Source organism: Mycobacterium sp. E796, from assembly GCF_001672815.1.
Classification (GTDB): Bacteria; Actinomycetota; Actinomycetes; order Mycobacteriales; family Mycobacteriaceae; genus Mycobacterium.
Genome location: NZ_LZKK01000206.1, coordinates 1 through 14616, shown reverse-complemented (window position 1 = coordinate 14616; position 14616 = coordinate 1). Strand labels below are relative to the sequence as shown.

Below are 14616 nucleotides of genomic sequence, written 5' to 3'. Positions count from 1 at the left end.
GCGTCGCCGAGCACCTCGAACAGCTGCTCGGGTGTGACGGCGAGGTCGACGCTGTTGCGGAAGCGAAACGGCGCGGACTCGACGAAGTCCAGGTCGACACGCTCGCAAGGGAACATGGCTTGAATCTAACCCGGCCCGTCGCTCGCCGCTGCCAGCAGCGGCACCAGGATGTCGCTGATCGGCGTCGCCAGGTTGTGGCCGCGGGCCTTGCGGACGATCACGCCGTTGCGGATGTCCCACTCGAGGCGCCGGTGGTTCTCCCGGTCGAACAGCATCGAGGTGCCCATGTCCTGGGGGCCCTTGCGGAAAAGGTCGACCAGCTCGTCAACCACGTCGTCGGGCAGCCGGGCGCCCTCGGCGCGCGCGACGGCCAGGCATTCGGCCACGTAGCGGCGCGACAGCGCGGCGACGTCGTCGCGGTGGAACATCCCGGATCGCCGCCCGGTCAGCACCATCAACCCGGCCAGCGCGTTGACGAGCAGCTTGCGCCAGGCCGCGGTGATGAAGTCGGGGTCGCAGTCCACCTGGGCGCCGGCGCCGCGCAGCAGCTCGGCCACCGTCTCCGCCGAGGGGCCCGACGGCAGCACCAGCCGCGGTTCGGTGCGCAACCGCACCCACCCCTCGGGCTGGGTTTCGGCGCCGTACCAGACGATCCCCGGAACCACCGGCGACGACGGGCAGTGCGGCTGCACCTGTTCGACCTGCTCGACACCGTTCTGCAGCACCAAGACGATCGTGTGTTCGGCGCACAGCCGGCCCAGCCAGGCGGCGGCCTCATCGTTCTGGGTGGCCTTGACCGCCAGGATCACCACGTCGACGGGGCCGTCGACCGTGTCGGGATCCGTGCGCACCGGGCCGGGCACCACGATCGGTTCGGCGCCGTCGGGCCGCAGCTCGATGGCGTCCCTGGGCGTGCGGCCGCACACCAGGACGGAATGCCCGGCCTTGTACAGCAGGGCGGCGGCCGTCGTGCCGACGGCGCCGGGACCGACGAGTGCGATGTTGGTGGCGATAACTCCGAAATTACTAGAGCGCGAGCGCCTGGCGCAGCACCGCGACGGTTTCGGCCTGCTCGCGCTTCGAGATCGCCGCGTCTTGGATCAGCATCGAGCCGTGGAAAGTGCCGGGGAACAAATGCAATTCGACGCTCACGCCCGCGGCGAGCATGGCCAGCGCGTAGGCGACGCCCTCGTCGCGCAGCGGGTCGAAGTGCATGACCGAAACGTACGCGGGCGGCAGACCCGCCAGGTCGGTGGCGCGGGCCGGCGCCGCATAGATCGATACGTCGTCGCCGCCGGCCCGGCCGGGCCCCAGGTAGCAGTCCCAGCTGACGATCGCCCGGGGGCGACTCCAAAAAGGCGTGTCGGTGAACGCAATCATGCTGGCGGTGGCCAGCCGGTCGTCGAGTTCGGGCACGGAAAGGAACTGGAAGGCGATGTGCGGGCCGCCGCGGTCGCGGGCCAGCAGCGCCAGCGCCGCGCCCAGCCCGCCCCCGGCGCTGGTGCCCTGAATGGCGATGCGCTGCGGGTCGACGCCCAATTCGTCCGCGTGCGCCGCCGTCCAGACCAGCCCGGCGTAGACGTCTTCCAGCCCACCGGGGAACGGGGTTTCCGGGGCGAGGCGGTAGTCGACCGACACCACGACCACGCCGAGTTCGCGCGCCAGCGTCACGTTGGAGGCGTGTTCGGTGTCGAGATCGCCGGCGACGAACCCGCCGCCGTGGATGTGGTAGATCGCGGCCGGCGCGCTGCGCCGGTCGGGCCGGTAGATGCGGATCGGCACCGCGGGATCGCCGTCGCGGCCCGGGATTTGACGGTCCTCGACCTGCACGCCGGTGGTGTCGGGCGGCGGGAATTGGGCGATCATCTCCGACAGCGCCGCCCGGATGGCCAGCGGATCGTCGCCCGGGAGATCGGGCAGGAGTGGAACGACGGCGGCGATTTCCGGATCGAACGCATAAGTGGTCATCTGCACTCCTGATCCGTCCGCGGCGACGTCGCTCATGCACTCTAGACTGGGCAGTCGTTCAAATCGGGCAAAAGGGGAGTATTTCGTGCTGCGCAGCCATGCCGCCGGTGCGCTGAGGAGTGGCGACGCGGGCCAGCAGGTGACATTGGCCGGCTGGGTGGCCCGGCGCCGCGATCACGGCGGCGTCATCTTCATCGACCTGCGGGACGCGTCGGGCGTCGCGCAGGTGGTGTTCCGCGCCCCAGACGTGCTGGCCCAGGCGCACCACTTGCGCGCCGAGTTTTGCGTCGCGGTGACCGGGATCGTCGAGATCCGGCCGGAGGGCAACGCCAACCCGGAGATCGCGACGGGCGAGGTCGAGGTCAACGCGAGCTCGCTGACCGTCCTCGGCGAGAGCGCGCCGCTGCCATTCCAGCTCGACGAGCCCGCCGGCGAGGAGCTGCGGCTGAAGTATCGCTACCTCGACCTGCGGCGCGACGGGCCGGCCGCGGCAATGCGGCTGCGCTCCAAGGTCAATGCGGCCGCGCGCGAGGTGCTGGCGCGGCACGACTTCGTCGAGATCGAGACGCCGACCATCACCCGCTCGACGCCGGAGGGGGCGCGCGACTTCCTGGTGCCGGCGCGCCTGCACCCGGGCTCGTTCTACGCGCTGCCGCAGAGCCCGCAGCTGTTCAAGCAGCTGCTGATGGTGGCCGGCATGGAGCGCTACTACCAGATCGCCCGCTGCTACCGCGACGAGGATTTCCGCGCCGACCGCCAGCCGGAGTTCACCCAGCTCGACATGGAGATGAGCTTCGTCGACGCCGAGGACATCATCGCGGTCTCCGAGGAGATCCTGGCCGCGCTGTGGGGACTGATCGGCTATCAGCTCCCGAGGCCGATCCCGCGGATCAGCTACGCCGACGCGATGCGGCGGTTCGGCTCGGACAAGCCGGACATGCGGTTCGGGCTGGAGCTCGTCGAGTGCGCGGAGTTCTTCAAAGACACCACTTTTCGCGTCTTCCAGGCGCCCTACGTCGGCGCGGTCGTGATGCCCGGCGGGGCCTCCCAGCCGCGGCGCACCCTGGACGGCTGGCAGGAGTGGGCCAAGCAGCGCGGGCACCGCGGGCTGGCCTACGTGCTCGTCGGCGACGACGGCGAGCTCGGCGGTCCGGTGGCCAAGAACCTCTCCGACGCCGAACGCGCGGGCCTGGCCGGCCACGTCGGGGCCAAGCCGGGGGACTGCATCTTCTTCTCGGCCGGCCCGGCGAAGTCGTCGCGGGCGCTCCTGGGCGCGGCCCGCGGCGAGATCGCCAAGCGGCTGGGCCTCATCGACCCCGACGCGTGGGCGTTCGTGTGGGTGGTCGACCCGCCGCTGTTCGAGCCCGCCGAGGACGCCACCGCCGCCGGCGACGTGGCGGTCGGGTCCGGGGCGTGGACCGCGGTGCACCACGCGTTCACCTCGCCCAAGCCCGAATACGAGGATGTGGTCGACACGGATCCGGGCAGCGTGCTGGCCGACGCGTACGACATCGTCTGCAACGGCAACGAGATCGGCGGCGGCTCGATCCGTATCCACCGCCGCGACATCCAGGAGCGGGTGTTCGCCGTGATGGGCCTGGACAAGGCCGAGGCCGAGGAGAAGTTCGGATTCCTGTTGGAGGCCTTCATGTTTGGCGCGCCGCCGCACGGCGGCATCGCGTTCGGCTGGGACCGGATCAACGCGCTGCTGTCCGGGGTCGACTCGATCCGCGAGGTGATCGCGTTCCCCAAGACCGGCGGCGGCGTCGACCCGCTGACCGACGCACCGGCGCCCATCACGGCCCAGCAGCGCAAAGAGTCCGGAATAGACGTCAAGCCGGAGAAGGTTGACCGGGCATGAGCGAAATGCCTGACACCGCGACCATCAACGCGTTCAACACCAGCATCATCGACGAATTCCGGGCCAACGAGGGCAAGGTCGGCGGCCAGTTCGAGGGCGCCAACCTGCTGCTGCTGACGACGACCGGGGCCAAGTCCGGCCAGCCCCGCATCTCGCCGCTGGCGTACTTCCGCATCGACGGCAAGCTGATCATCATCGGATCGTTCGCCGGCGCGCCCAAGGACCCCGCCTGGGTGCACAACCTGCGGGCCAACCCGGCGGCGCACGTCGAGGTCGGCGTGCAAGCGTTCGACGTCACCGCCCACGAGCTGCCCAAGGCCGAGCGAGACGCGCTCTTCGAAAAGGTCGCGGCCGCGGCGCCCGGCTTCGCCGATTACCAGTCCAAGACCAGCAGGGTCATTCCGCTGTTCGAGTTGCAGCCGGCCTAGCTCGGCATGCCATGAAGCGAGCAGCGCGCGCAGGCCTCAAACGGCTGCGCGCGCTGTGGTTCAACCTCGTGCAGACCTCGGTCGCCGCGGGCCTGTCCTGGTACATCGCGCACGACCTGCTGGGTCACCCCCAGCCGTTCTTCGCGCCGATCGCCGCCGCGGTGTCCCTGTCGATCAGCAATGTGCTGCGCGCTCAGCGCGCCATCCAGATGATGATCGGCGTGACGCTGGGCATCGGCGTGGGCATCGCGGTGGAGGGGGTGCTCGGGCCGGGCACGCTGGCCATCGGGGTCGGCGCGTTCCTCGCGCTGTCCGCCGCGGTGTTCATCGGCCACGGCTACATCGGGCAGGGGATGATGTTCGCCAACCAGACCGCGGTGTCGGCGATCCTGGTGCTGGCCCTGTACGGCAGCAACGTCGGCCTGGAGCGTTTGTACGACGCGCTGATCGGCGGTGTCGTGGCGATCGTCGTCGCCGTCCTGCTGTTTCCGGCCGACCCGCTGGTGGTGCTGCGCAGCGCCCGCGTCGGCGTCTTCGGCGTGCTGCAGGGCGTCCTGACGCGCGCCGCGGACTTCGCCGCCGGGCGCAGGGAGGCCCCGCCCGACTGGCCGCTGTCGGCCGTCGATCGGGTGCACGCCCAGCTGGGCGGGCTCATCGAGGCGCGCACCACCGCCCGTCAGGTCGTGCGCGTCGCGCCGCGGCGCTGGGGGCTGCGCGATGCCGTGCGGGCCGCCGATCACCAGGCGGTGCACGTCGCCCTGCTCGCCAGCTCGGTGCTGGAACTGGCCCGCGTCGTTGCCCCGGGCAGCGCTGGCTGCAAGGCCGCGCCGCCGCACGACGTGCAGCGCGCGCTGGTGGCGCTGGCGGCTGCGACGGCGCTGGCCGACTCCGACCCGGCCGGGGCGTGCGCCTACACCGCGGCGGCGCGCCATCACGCGTCGCAGCTGCAGGCCGGCGCCCGGGAGCAAAGCCAGGTGGTGCTCGCCGACGCCGCCCAGGCCTGCGTCGACGACCTGCAGCGGGTCATCGACCTGCGGTCATAGTGAGTCGGCCAGAAACTCCTGCACCAGCTTCTTCGGCGCCTGCGTCAGCCACGCCTCGGTGATCACTTCCGCGAGGTCGCGCGGCGCGATCTCGTCGAGGCGCAGCAGCACCGCTGGGTAGCCGTCGAAGTGCGGGGTGGTGAAGTAGACCTGCGGTTCGTCGGCGATCAACGCGAACTTGACGCCCTCGTCGGAAACCCGGACCCCGAGGATGTCGCCCTCCGGGGGTTCCACGCCGCTGTCGGCCAGCGCCTCGCGATCCGATGGGCGCAGTGGCCGTTCCCAAGCCAGCAACTTCTTGCCGACCCGCCACTCGTGCGGTGACGGCTCGGAGGTGAGTGCCAGTTCACCAACGATGCGGGCGACGTCGTTCCACGTGGCCACGTCTTCGATTGTGCTCCCGAAATGGTGCGCTTGGCTCGCGATCGGCAAACGGGGTGTGATGGGATCAGCGTTGTGTCAGAAGCCTTGGAGGGAAATCAGGCCCGCCGGCACCGGGTCACCCACCGCACCCAGTACCGCTATTCCGACGTGGTGACCAGCTCTTATGGCCGCGCCTTCCTCACGCCGCGGGACTCCGCGCGGCAGCGGTGCGTGGCGCACCGGCTGACCATCGACCCGGCCCCCGCAGACAGCTCCACCAGCAGCGACAGTTACGGAAACATCAGTTCGTACTTCCACGTCACCGAGCCGCACCAGTCGCTGACGATCACCGGCGACTCCATCGTCGACGTGTATCCGCCGCCGCCGGAGCGCTACACCAGCGGGCCGGCGGTGCAGCCGTGGGAGGCCGCCCGGCCGGCCGGGCGCCGAGGAGCGCTCGCGACCGAGTTCACCCTGGACCTGGACCCGCCGGAGATCACCGACGCGGTCCGCGAGTACGCCGCCCCCAGCTTCGAGCCGGGGCGCCCGCTGGTCGAGGTGATGCGCGACCTGGCGTCGCGGATCTTCACCGACTTCACCTACCGCTCGGGGTCGACAACGATTTCCACCGGGGTCAACGAGGTTCTGCAGGCCCGGGAAGGGGTATGTCAGGACTTTGCGAGGCTGGCGATCGCCTGCCTGCGAGCCAACGGTCTGGCGGCCAGCTACGTGTCCGGCTATCTGGCCACCGACCCACCACCGGGGAAGGATCGAATGATCGGCATCGACGCGACCCACGCCTGGGCGGGGGTGTGGACCCCGCAGGAGCCCGGCCAGTTCGAGTGGCTGGGCCTGGATCCCACCAACGACCAGCTGGTCGACGAGCGCTACATCATCGTGGGTCGCGGGCGCGACTACGCCGACGTGCCGCCGCTGCGCGGCATCATCTACACCAACTCCGAGCACAGCGTGATCGACGTCGCGGTCGACGTCGTGCCGTTTGGAGGTGACGCGTTTAATGCGTGATTTTCACTGCCCGAACTGCGGCCAGCGCCTGGCGTTCGAGAACTCCGAATGCCTGTCGTGCGGCAGCGCGCTCGGGTTCTCCCTCGAGCAGATGGCCCTGCTGGTGATCGCCCGGGGCGACGACAGCGAGCACGCCGGAGCCGTCGACGCCGACGACTACCAGCTGTGCGCGAATCTGCATCTCGCACAATGCAATTGGCTGGTTCCACGCAACGACGCCGGCGGGTTGTGCACGTCGTGCGCGCTCACGCTGGAGCGGCCCAACGACGCCGACACCGAGGGGCTGGCCGCCTTCGCCCGCGCCGAGGCGGCCAAGCGGCGGCTGATCGCCGAGCTGCACGAGCTCAAGCTGCCGATCATCGGACGCGACCGCGACCCCGACTACGGGCTGGGCTTTCGCCTGCTGTCGAGCGCGCACGAGAAGGTGTTCACCGGCCACGAAGACGGCGTCATCACACTGGATCTGGCGGAGGGCGACGACGTGCACCGCGAGCAGCTGCGGGTCGAGATGGACGAGCCGTACCGGACCCTGCTCGGGCACTTCCGCCACGAGGTCGGGCACTACTACTTCTACCGGCTGATCACCCCGTCGCAAGCCAACCTGGCGCGATTCAACGAACTGTTCGGCGATCCCGATGCGGATTACCAGGAGGCGCTCGACCGGCACTACCGCGACGGCGCGCCGGAGGGCTGGCAGGAGAGCTTCGTGTCGTCGTACGCGACCATGCACCCCGCCGAGGACTGGGCTGAGACGTTCGCCCACTACCTGCACATCCGCGACACGCTGGACACGTCGGCGTGGTGCGGGCTGGCGCCCGCGTCGGCCACGTTCGACCGGCCGAACCTGGGGCCCAGCGCGTTTCCCAACATCATCGAGTTGTGGCTGCCGCTGTCGTGGTCGCTGAACATGGTGAACCGCTCGATGGGTCACGACGACCTGTACCCGTTCGTGTTGCCGGTCGCCGTCCTGGACAAGATGCAGTTCATCCACGACGCGATCGACGAGGTGAGTTCGGAGTCGCGGGGTCCCGCGGCGGTCGCCGGCTAGGCCGGCATCACCCGTCGTTCGTCGGGACCCCACAGCGGCTGGAACCCGCCGGGCAACCGCAGTTGCGTCTCGGTGATGACGTCGGCCAGGTTGCGCAGTTCGGCGTGGATCGCGTCGAGCAGTTCGGCCAGCTGCGCACGGCTTCCGTCGGTGATCTCCTCCAGTTCCTCGGGGTGCGAGCGGCGCAGCAGCGTGCTGATCTCGTCCACCAACCGCTCGGGGCGCGACGACCCCGACGAGCTGGGCAGGTCCTTGAGGTTGGTCCGCAGCCGCTCCAGCTGGTACACCAGCGACCGCGGGTTGGTGGCGTCGAACAGCATCAGCTCGGCCACCGCGGCGACGCTGACGTTGCCGACGGTGCGCCGCCGATAGATGACCGACGATTCACAGGCGACCAGCGTCGCCTCGATGATCGTCTGCTCGGCCGCCGCGCACCGGACGGTGGCCAGCGTGGCCCGCAACAGGGCGGTCAGCCAGAGGCCGCGTTCGATGCGCTTGCCGATGTCCATCATCGTCCAGCCCACGTCGCGCACCATCGACTCGCTCGCCACCCCGGCCAGCGTCAGCATCCCGGCCAGCGTGTGCGCCTGGGCCGACGCCAGCAGCGCGTCGGCCTCGGCGAGCGAGTCCGGCGGCTCGGAGCGCTGCGCCAGCGCGCGTTCCACCCCGGCCAGCACCGTCCACGTGTCGTTGGACAACTGGTCGCGCACCGCCCGGGCGGCCAGCCCCAGCCCGTCCACCGAGCCCACCAGCGACCCGGGCTGGTTCGGGTCCAGGGTCAGCGACCACAGCATCGAGGGCGTGACGGCGATCATCTCCGCGTGATCGTCGGTGTTGCCGTAGCCCGCGCTGGTGTCGCTGCCGGTGATCCGGCCCAGCGCGGCCATCAGCACCGGCACGCACTCGCTTTCCTCGGTGTGCTGCTGGTGCCGGTAGACGTGGAAGCGGTCGCGGGCCACGATGAGCAACCGGGCCATCTCCTCGGCGCGCTCGCCGTAGCGCCCCATCCAGAACAGGTCGGACAATACGCGCGGCGAGCTGACTCCCCAGGTGCCCGCGGCCGTCTTCGCGGGTTCCGGCGGCGACGGCAGGGTCACCGTCTCGGCCCGCGCCCGCTCGGTGGGACGCACCCAGACATCTTTTGCCGCAACGGTTTTCAGCGTGAACGCCGAAGGGCTGGGGGCCAGCACATAGCCGGCGCCGCCGATCATCGGCGCGTAGCCGCCGCGCTGGGCGACGGTGAACAGCCGCATGCCCACGCCGGCCGACGACAACACGCCGGTGTGGTCGGTGGGCGCCGACGAGAACTGGGGCAGTTCCTGGCCGACCCAGTGCCAGGGCATGTGCTCGATGCACGCGGCCAGCTCGGCCAGCTGCGCGGACGAAAGCGCCGGCCCGACATAGGTTTTCCCGCCGACGGTGGACTTGATCAGCAGCGACGACAGGTTGGCCAGCAGGTGCGAGCGTTCGCCGGCCACGCCGCCCCAGTAGACCGGCGCCGTCTCCAGCAACGGCTCCTCGTCGATTAGCCGCTCGGCCAGCTGCGGCAGAAACCGCAGCAGCCCAGGGCTTTCCAGGATGCCGCTGCCCAGCGTGTTGACCACGGTCACCGTCCCGCGGTGCTGCGCCTCCACGAGTCCCACGACGCCGAGGCGCGAATCGGCGCGCAGGTCCAGCGGGTCGGTGTACTCCGCGTCGACCCGGCGCAGAACAACGTCGACGCGTTTCAGCGTGCCCAGCGAGCGCATCCACAGCTTGCCGTCGCGCACCACCAGGTCCGCGCTCTCCACCAGCGGGAAGCCCAGCAGGGTGGCCAGGTACGCCTGGTCGAACGCGGTCTCCGAGTAGATGCCGGGGGAAAGCACCACCACCACAGGGTCCTGGGCGACGTCGGGGGCGGCGTCGATGAGCGCGAGGCGCAGCGCCTGCGCGAACGGGGTCGTCGCCCGCGGCGCGATCCGCTCGTAGAGGTCCGGAATCGAGTGCGCGACAACGCGTCTGTCGGCCAGCGCGTAGCCCGCGCCCGACGGCGCCTGCGTCCAGTCGGCGTTGACGTGGAAGCTGCCGTCCGGCACCCGGCTGACGTCGCAGGCGTGCATGAACAGCTGGTGGTGTCCGGGCACCTCGATGCCGTTGGCGGGCCGCACGTAACCCGGGTGGCCGAACACCAGTTGCGGCGGCAGGATGCCCTCGGTGAGCAGGGCGCGGGGCCCGTACAGGTCGGCCAGCACGGCGTCGAGCAGGCGGGACCGCTGCACCAGGCCGGCCTCCAGCACGTCCCAGTCGCCCGCGGAGAGCACGATCGGCAGGGTGTCGAGGTTCCAGGGCCGGGACTCCACCCCGCCGTGGTCGGGATCGACCTCGGTGTAGGTGATGCCGTCGTTGTCGATCAGGTTGTCCACCACCGAGCGCAGCCGGTTCAGCCCGGCTCGGCCGCGCTCCGCGACGGCGTCGGCCAGCTCGGACCACGCCGGGCGCACGTTTCCGTCGCGGTCGACGAACTCGTCGTAGCCGACCCGGGGCCCGTGCCGCAGGTCGAAGAGCGCTTCCTGGGCCCGCGCGGTCCGGTATCCGGCCAGCAGCCGGTCGGCGTCGTAGTGGGCAGGGGGGACTTCGAGGGACGACATTTACTGCTGCACGGTACGCACGCGCCGCAGGTCGAGGATGCCCGGCGCGCCGATGTCGGTCAGAATCCTGGCCTGCCGCTCCTTGATCGCAGCGAGGTCGAGCTTGCCCGCGGTGAAGCCGGTCGCCTCGAAGCGGCGGGCGCGGCGCGACTCGGCCTCGACGGCGTTGATCGGGGGCTCGTCGTAGGCGCGGCCGCCGGGGTGCGCGACGTGATAGGTGCAGCCCCCGCGCGACGTCCCGGTGGTGAGGTCGACCAGCTCGAACTGCAGCGGCACGTCGGTGCTGATGGTCGGGTGCAGCGCGCTGGGCGGCTGCCACGCCTTGAACCGCACCCCGCCCACGTGGATGTCGGGGTTGTCGGTGGCCAGCAGCGGCACCGGGTAGCCGTTGGCCGTCACCACGTAGCGGTGCCGGTCGGCGCCGATGACGCGCACCTGGATCCGTTCGACCGACGAGTCGACGTAGCGGGCCGTGCCGGTTGCGGTGGCCTCCTCGCCGAGGGTGGTCCACGGTTCGATCGCCCCGCGCAGCTCGATCTCCACACCGTCGAAGACGGCGGTGCCGATGCGCGGGAAGCGGAACTCGGTGAACGGGTCCAGCCAGCTCGTCTCGAAGGGCACGCCGTGCGCGCGCAGGTCGGCGGCCACGTCGGCGATGTCGTGAATCAGGAAGTGCGGCAACAGGTATCGCCCGTGCAGGTTGGCGCCGTGCCGGATCAGCGGGGCGCGCAGCGGTTCGTCCCAGAACCACGCCACCAGCGAACGCACCAGCAGCGACTGCACCATCGCCATGCGCAGGTGCGGCGGCATCTCGAAGCCGCGCAGCTCCAGCAGGCCGAGCCGGCCGCGGGGGCCGTCGGGGCTGTAGAGCTTGTCGATGCAGAACTCGGCGCGGTGCGTGTTGCCGGTGATGTCGGTGAGCAGGTGGCGCAGCGCGCGGTCGGTCACCCACGGTTGTGGGGGAGCGGCCTTGGAAGACGAAGCGAGCCGGGCGATCTCGGCGAACGCGATCTCGAGTTCGTACAGCGCCTCGGAGCGGCCCTCGTCGACCCGGGGCGCCTGCGACGTGGTGCCGACGAATCGCCCGGCGAACAGATAGGACAGCGACGGGTGCCGCTGCCAGTAGGTCAGCAGCGAGACCAGCAGGTCGGGGCGGCGCAGCAGCGGCGAGTCCGCGGGCGTGACGCCGCCCAGCGTGATGTGGTTGCCGCCGCCGGTGCCGCCGTGCGTGCCGTCGACGTCGAAGGACTCGGTGGACAGCCGGGCCAGCCGGGCCTGCTCGTACAGCGTTTCCAGCAGCTGCGTCTGTTCGGCGAAGTTGGCGGTGGGCGGCACGTTGACCTCGATCACGCCGGGGTCCGGCGTGATGGTCACCGACTTCAGCCGCGGGTCCGGCGGCGGGCCGTAGCCCTCGATCACCACCGGGCAGTCGGCCTTGGCCGCCGCGGCCTCGACCCGCGCGACGAGGTCGACGAAGTGCTCGAGCGCCTCGGTGGGCGGCACGAAGATGTAAAGCTGCCCGCGGCGGACCTCGGCGACCATCGCGGTCGGCGGCGCGTCGCCGGGCGCGGTCACTGCGGCGTCGCCCTGTTCGGGCTCCGCCGGCAGTTCGGGCGCGGGGGCGAGGGGATCCGCCTCGAAGGTGGCGCGGGGCGGGCGCCAGTTGATCGAATCCAACGGCAGCCGCAGGCCGGCCGGGGAGTCGCCCTCCAGCAGCACGATGCGGCCGCGGCGCAGCCGCCAGTCCGCGCTGGCCCAGCCGAGCTGGTCGTCGCGGCGGTGCAGCGGCAGCACGAAAGCGGCTGGGGCCGTAGTGGATTCGTCGAGGCGTGCCAGCAGCGCGACGCGGTTCTCGGCGGTGTCGGGGGTGGCGTCGGGGCCGAGGTCGTCGCTTGCCGGCACCGGTTCGCCGTGCGGCTTGCGCACCTTGGCGGCCAGCCGGGCCAGCGGATCCTCGTAGGCCGGCCGCACCTGAGAGAGCGGCAGGCCGAAGCCGTCGGCGATCGCGGCGAGCACCTCGTAGGCCGCGTCCTCGTCGACTCGGGGCGGCGATGCGCTCCAGGGATCGGCCAGCAGCGCATCGTCGGCCCACAACGGCTGCCCGTCGGTGCGCCAGTAGAGCGCAATCTGCCAGCGCGGCAACGGTTCTCCCGGATACCACCGACCCTGCCCGCGCTGGATCAGCCCCTGCGGCGCCCACACCGACTTCAGCCGCGCGGCCAGGTCGGACGCCCGCTGCCGCTTGTGCGGGCCGTCGGCGGCCGTCCTCCACTCGTCGTCGACCTGGTTGTCCACCGAGACGAAGGTCGGCTCACCCCCGACGGTCAGCCGGACGTCGGCGGCGGTCAGCCGCTCGTCGACGGCGCGCCCCACGTCGCAGATGGTCCGCCAGGCCTGGTCGGTGTAGGGGAGCGTGACGCGCGGGTCTTCGTGGACGCGGGTGACGGTGTTGGAGAACTCCAGGACCGATTCGCATGGCTCGGTGCCGCCGGTGATGGGCGCGGCGCTCGCGGGGTGCGGCGTCGCCGCCAGCGGGATGTGGCCCTCGCCGGCGAACAGCCCCGACGTCGGGTCCAGCCCGATCCATCCCGCGCCGGGGATGTACACCTCGGTCCACGCGTGCAGGTCGGTGAAGTCGGCGGCGGGCCCGGACGGCCCGTCGAGCGGCTCCACGTCGGAGGCCAACTGCACCAGGTAGCCCGACACGAACCGGGCGGCCAGCCCGAGCTGGCGCAGGATCGACACCAGCAGCCACGCCGAGTCCCGGCACGAGCCCACGCCGTTGCGCAGCGTGAAATCCGGTGTCTGCACACCGGGTTCCATCCGCAGGCTGTAGGCGACGTCGGCGTTGATGGCGCGGTTGAGCGCGACCAGGAAGTCGATGGTGCGGGTGCCCTCGGGCACCCGGAAGTTGCTCACCCATGCCTGCACGAGCCCGCCCGGGCCCGACCCCTCGGCGTCCTCGTCGACGGGTCGCAGGTACGGCTTGAGGTCGTCGGCCACCTCCTTGGGGTAGGTCCAGCCGCCCGAGGGCCACATCTCGGCCCAGTCCTCGATGAAGAAGTCGAACGGGTTGATCACCTTGAGGTCGGCGATGAGCCCCACGGTGATGGTCAGCTGGCTCATGGGATTCGGAAACACCAGCCGCGCAAGGAAATTGCCGACGGCGTCCTGCTGCCAGTTGATGAAGTGGTCGCCCGGCTCGACGCGCAGCGAGTAGGCCTCGATGGCGGTGCGGGAGTGGGGGGCCGGGCGCAACCGCACCACGTGCGGGTAAACCCGGACCAGCCGGTCAAAGGTGTAGCTGGTGCGGTGCTCCAGCGCAACTTTGATGCTCACCCGCTGATTGCATCACAAGCGCCACAAGGTCGCAGCGCAGCGCAATCAGCTGGGCCCCGGGCCTACCCGTACTGGGGGCCCGGCGGCGGCGTGCCCGGTGGCGGGCCGGCCTGGTAACCACCGCCCGGCTGCTCCAGCGGGACGACCTGGCCGCCGGACAGCTTGCGGTAGCCGTAGATCCCGATCAGCGCGGCCACGGGCGCGCCGACGAGGATGCCCAGGCCGCAGGCAAGGAAGCCGACGAGGACGGCCGCCGCCGACACCAGCCACACCAGCAGGGCGTTGACGAAGTTCGACTGGACGGTGGTGAAGCTGGACTTCAGCCCCTCGATCGCACCCTGCGAGCGGTCGATGATGAACGGGATGGTGAACTGCGCGAAGATGCCCACGATGAGGCCGGGGATGACGCACAGGACCGAGCCGATCGACGTCAGGATCCCGATGATGATCGCGGCGAGGATCACATTGCCAAGGTTGCGCGGCTTGAAGAACGAACCGATGCTCACCTGCCGTCCGTCCGCGATGTCCAGGCACCCGGAATAGAACGCGGACTGGGCGAAAATGCCTACCGCATAGATCAATACGTAGCCGACGATCATGAGGATCATCCCGCCCGTCCCGATGCTCGTCGTGGCGGTGGTGTAGCCGTCGACGTTCGTGGAGGTGGTGGTCGAGCCCATGCCGCCGCCGAACGCGATCACGGCGTAGGCGATGCCGATCAGCACCGCGTAGATGAGCGTGGAGACGACCAGCGGCGCGACGTTTTGGGTGAACTTGCCCCAGGCCCAGCTGAACGCCTCGCCGATGCTGAAGGCCGGCGGACCGCCGGGGACGCCACCGTAACCGGGCGAGCGAGCTGCGCAGCAGGCGCGCCCGCGACCTGGGCGCCGAGGTGCTCGACGTGGCCGAGTTC

At 70.6% G+C, this 14616-nt stretch carries 11 protein-coding genes and 1 pseudogene; 5 read left to right on the top strand and 7 right to left on the bottom strand.

Going from position 1 to position 14616, the window contains the following annotated elements:
- From A5706_RS33050 to A5706_RS15295, 3 genes and pseudogenes are all read right to left on the bottom strand, one after another.
- A pseudogene (locus A5706_RS33050) lies at positions 1-116 on the bottom strand (SRPBCC family protein); the annotation flags it as partial.
- Between the two features lie 9 nt (positions 117-125).
- Positions 126-1013, bottom strand: coding sequence for an oxidoreductase (locus A5706_RS15300; RefSeq protein WP_197517840.1), 888 nt, complete (start codon positions 1011-1013; stop codon positions 126-128).
- A gap of 13 nt (positions 1014-1026) precedes the next feature.
- Complete coding sequence (locus tag A5706_RS15295; protein ID WP_231985308.1) at positions 1027-2004, bottom strand: alpha/beta hydrolase; 978 nt, start codon at positions 2002-2004, stop codon at positions 1027-1029.
- Here A5706_RS15295 and aspS point away from each other — a divergent pair.
- From aspS to A5706_RS15280, 3 genes are read left to right on the top strand one after another with little or no spacing between them, the layout of a single operon-like run.
- Complete coding sequence (gene aspS / locus A5706_RS15290) at positions 2003-3829, top strand: aspartate--tRNA ligase (protein WP_156767139.1); 1827 nt, start codon at positions 2003-2005, stop codon at positions 3827-3829. The genes A5706_RS15295 and aspS overlap by 2 nt on opposite strands.
- The gene (locus A5706_RS15285; protein WP_068132052.1) at positions 3826-4257 is read left to right on the top strand and encodes a nitroreductase family deazaflavin-dependent oxidoreductase; all 432 of its coding nucleotides are present in this window, start codon (positions 3826-3828) and stop codon (positions 4255-4257) included. The genes aspS and A5706_RS15285 overlap by 4 nt, the downstream gene beginning before the upstream one ends.
- A gap of 11 nt (positions 4258-4268) precedes the next feature.
- Positions 4269-5300, top strand: coding sequence for an aromatic acid exporter family protein (locus tag A5706_RS15280; protein ID WP_068132050.1), 1032 nt, complete (start codon positions 4269-4271; stop codon positions 5298-5300).
- Here the strand turns inward: A5706_RS15280 and A5706_RS15275 are convergent.
- Positions 5295-5684, bottom strand: a complete 390-nt coding sequence (locus A5706_RS15275) for an MmcQ/YjbR family DNA-binding protein (protein WP_068132059.1) — start codon at positions 5682-5684, stop codon at positions 5295-5297. The genes A5706_RS15280 and A5706_RS15275 overlap by 6 nt on opposite strands.
- Positions 5685-5705: 21 nt before the next feature.
- On the opposite strand from A5706_RS15275, the gene A5706_RS15270 reads away from it, so the two are divergent.
- Together A5706_RS15270 and A5706_RS15265 are read left to right on the top strand one after the other, a co-directional pair.
- Positions 5706-6689, top strand: coding sequence for a transglutaminase family protein (locus A5706_RS15270; protein WP_082964401.1), 984 nt, complete (start codon positions 5706-5708; stop codon positions 6687-6689).
- Complete coding sequence (locus A5706_RS15265) at positions 6682-7737, top strand: putative zinc-binding metallopeptidase (protein ID WP_068132046.1); 1056 nt, start codon at positions 6682-6684, stop codon at positions 7735-7737. Before A5706_RS15270 ends, A5706_RS15265 begins: the two co-directional genes overlap by 8 nt.
- Here the strand turns inward: A5706_RS15265 and A5706_RS15260 are convergent.
- From A5706_RS15260 to A5706_RS33660, 3 genes are all read right to left on the bottom strand, one after another.
- Entirely contained in the window at positions 7734-10364 is a 2631-nt protein-coding gene (locus tag A5706_RS15260) for a circularly permuted type 2 ATP-grasp protein (protein ID WP_068132045.1), read from the bottom strand. The genes A5706_RS15265 and A5706_RS15260 overlap by 4 nt on opposite strands.
- On the bottom strand, positions 10365-13703 hold the full coding sequence (locus A5706_RS15255) for a DUF2126 domain-containing protein (protein ID WP_068132043.1): 3339 nt from the start codon (positions 13701-13703) through the stop codon (positions 10365-10367).
- 62 nt (positions 13704-13765) lie between these two features.
- Positions 13766-14616, bottom strand: an 851-nt coding sequence (locus A5706_RS33660; RefSeq protein WP_197517839.1) for a hypothetical protein, incomplete at its 5' end; no start/stop codon positions are given.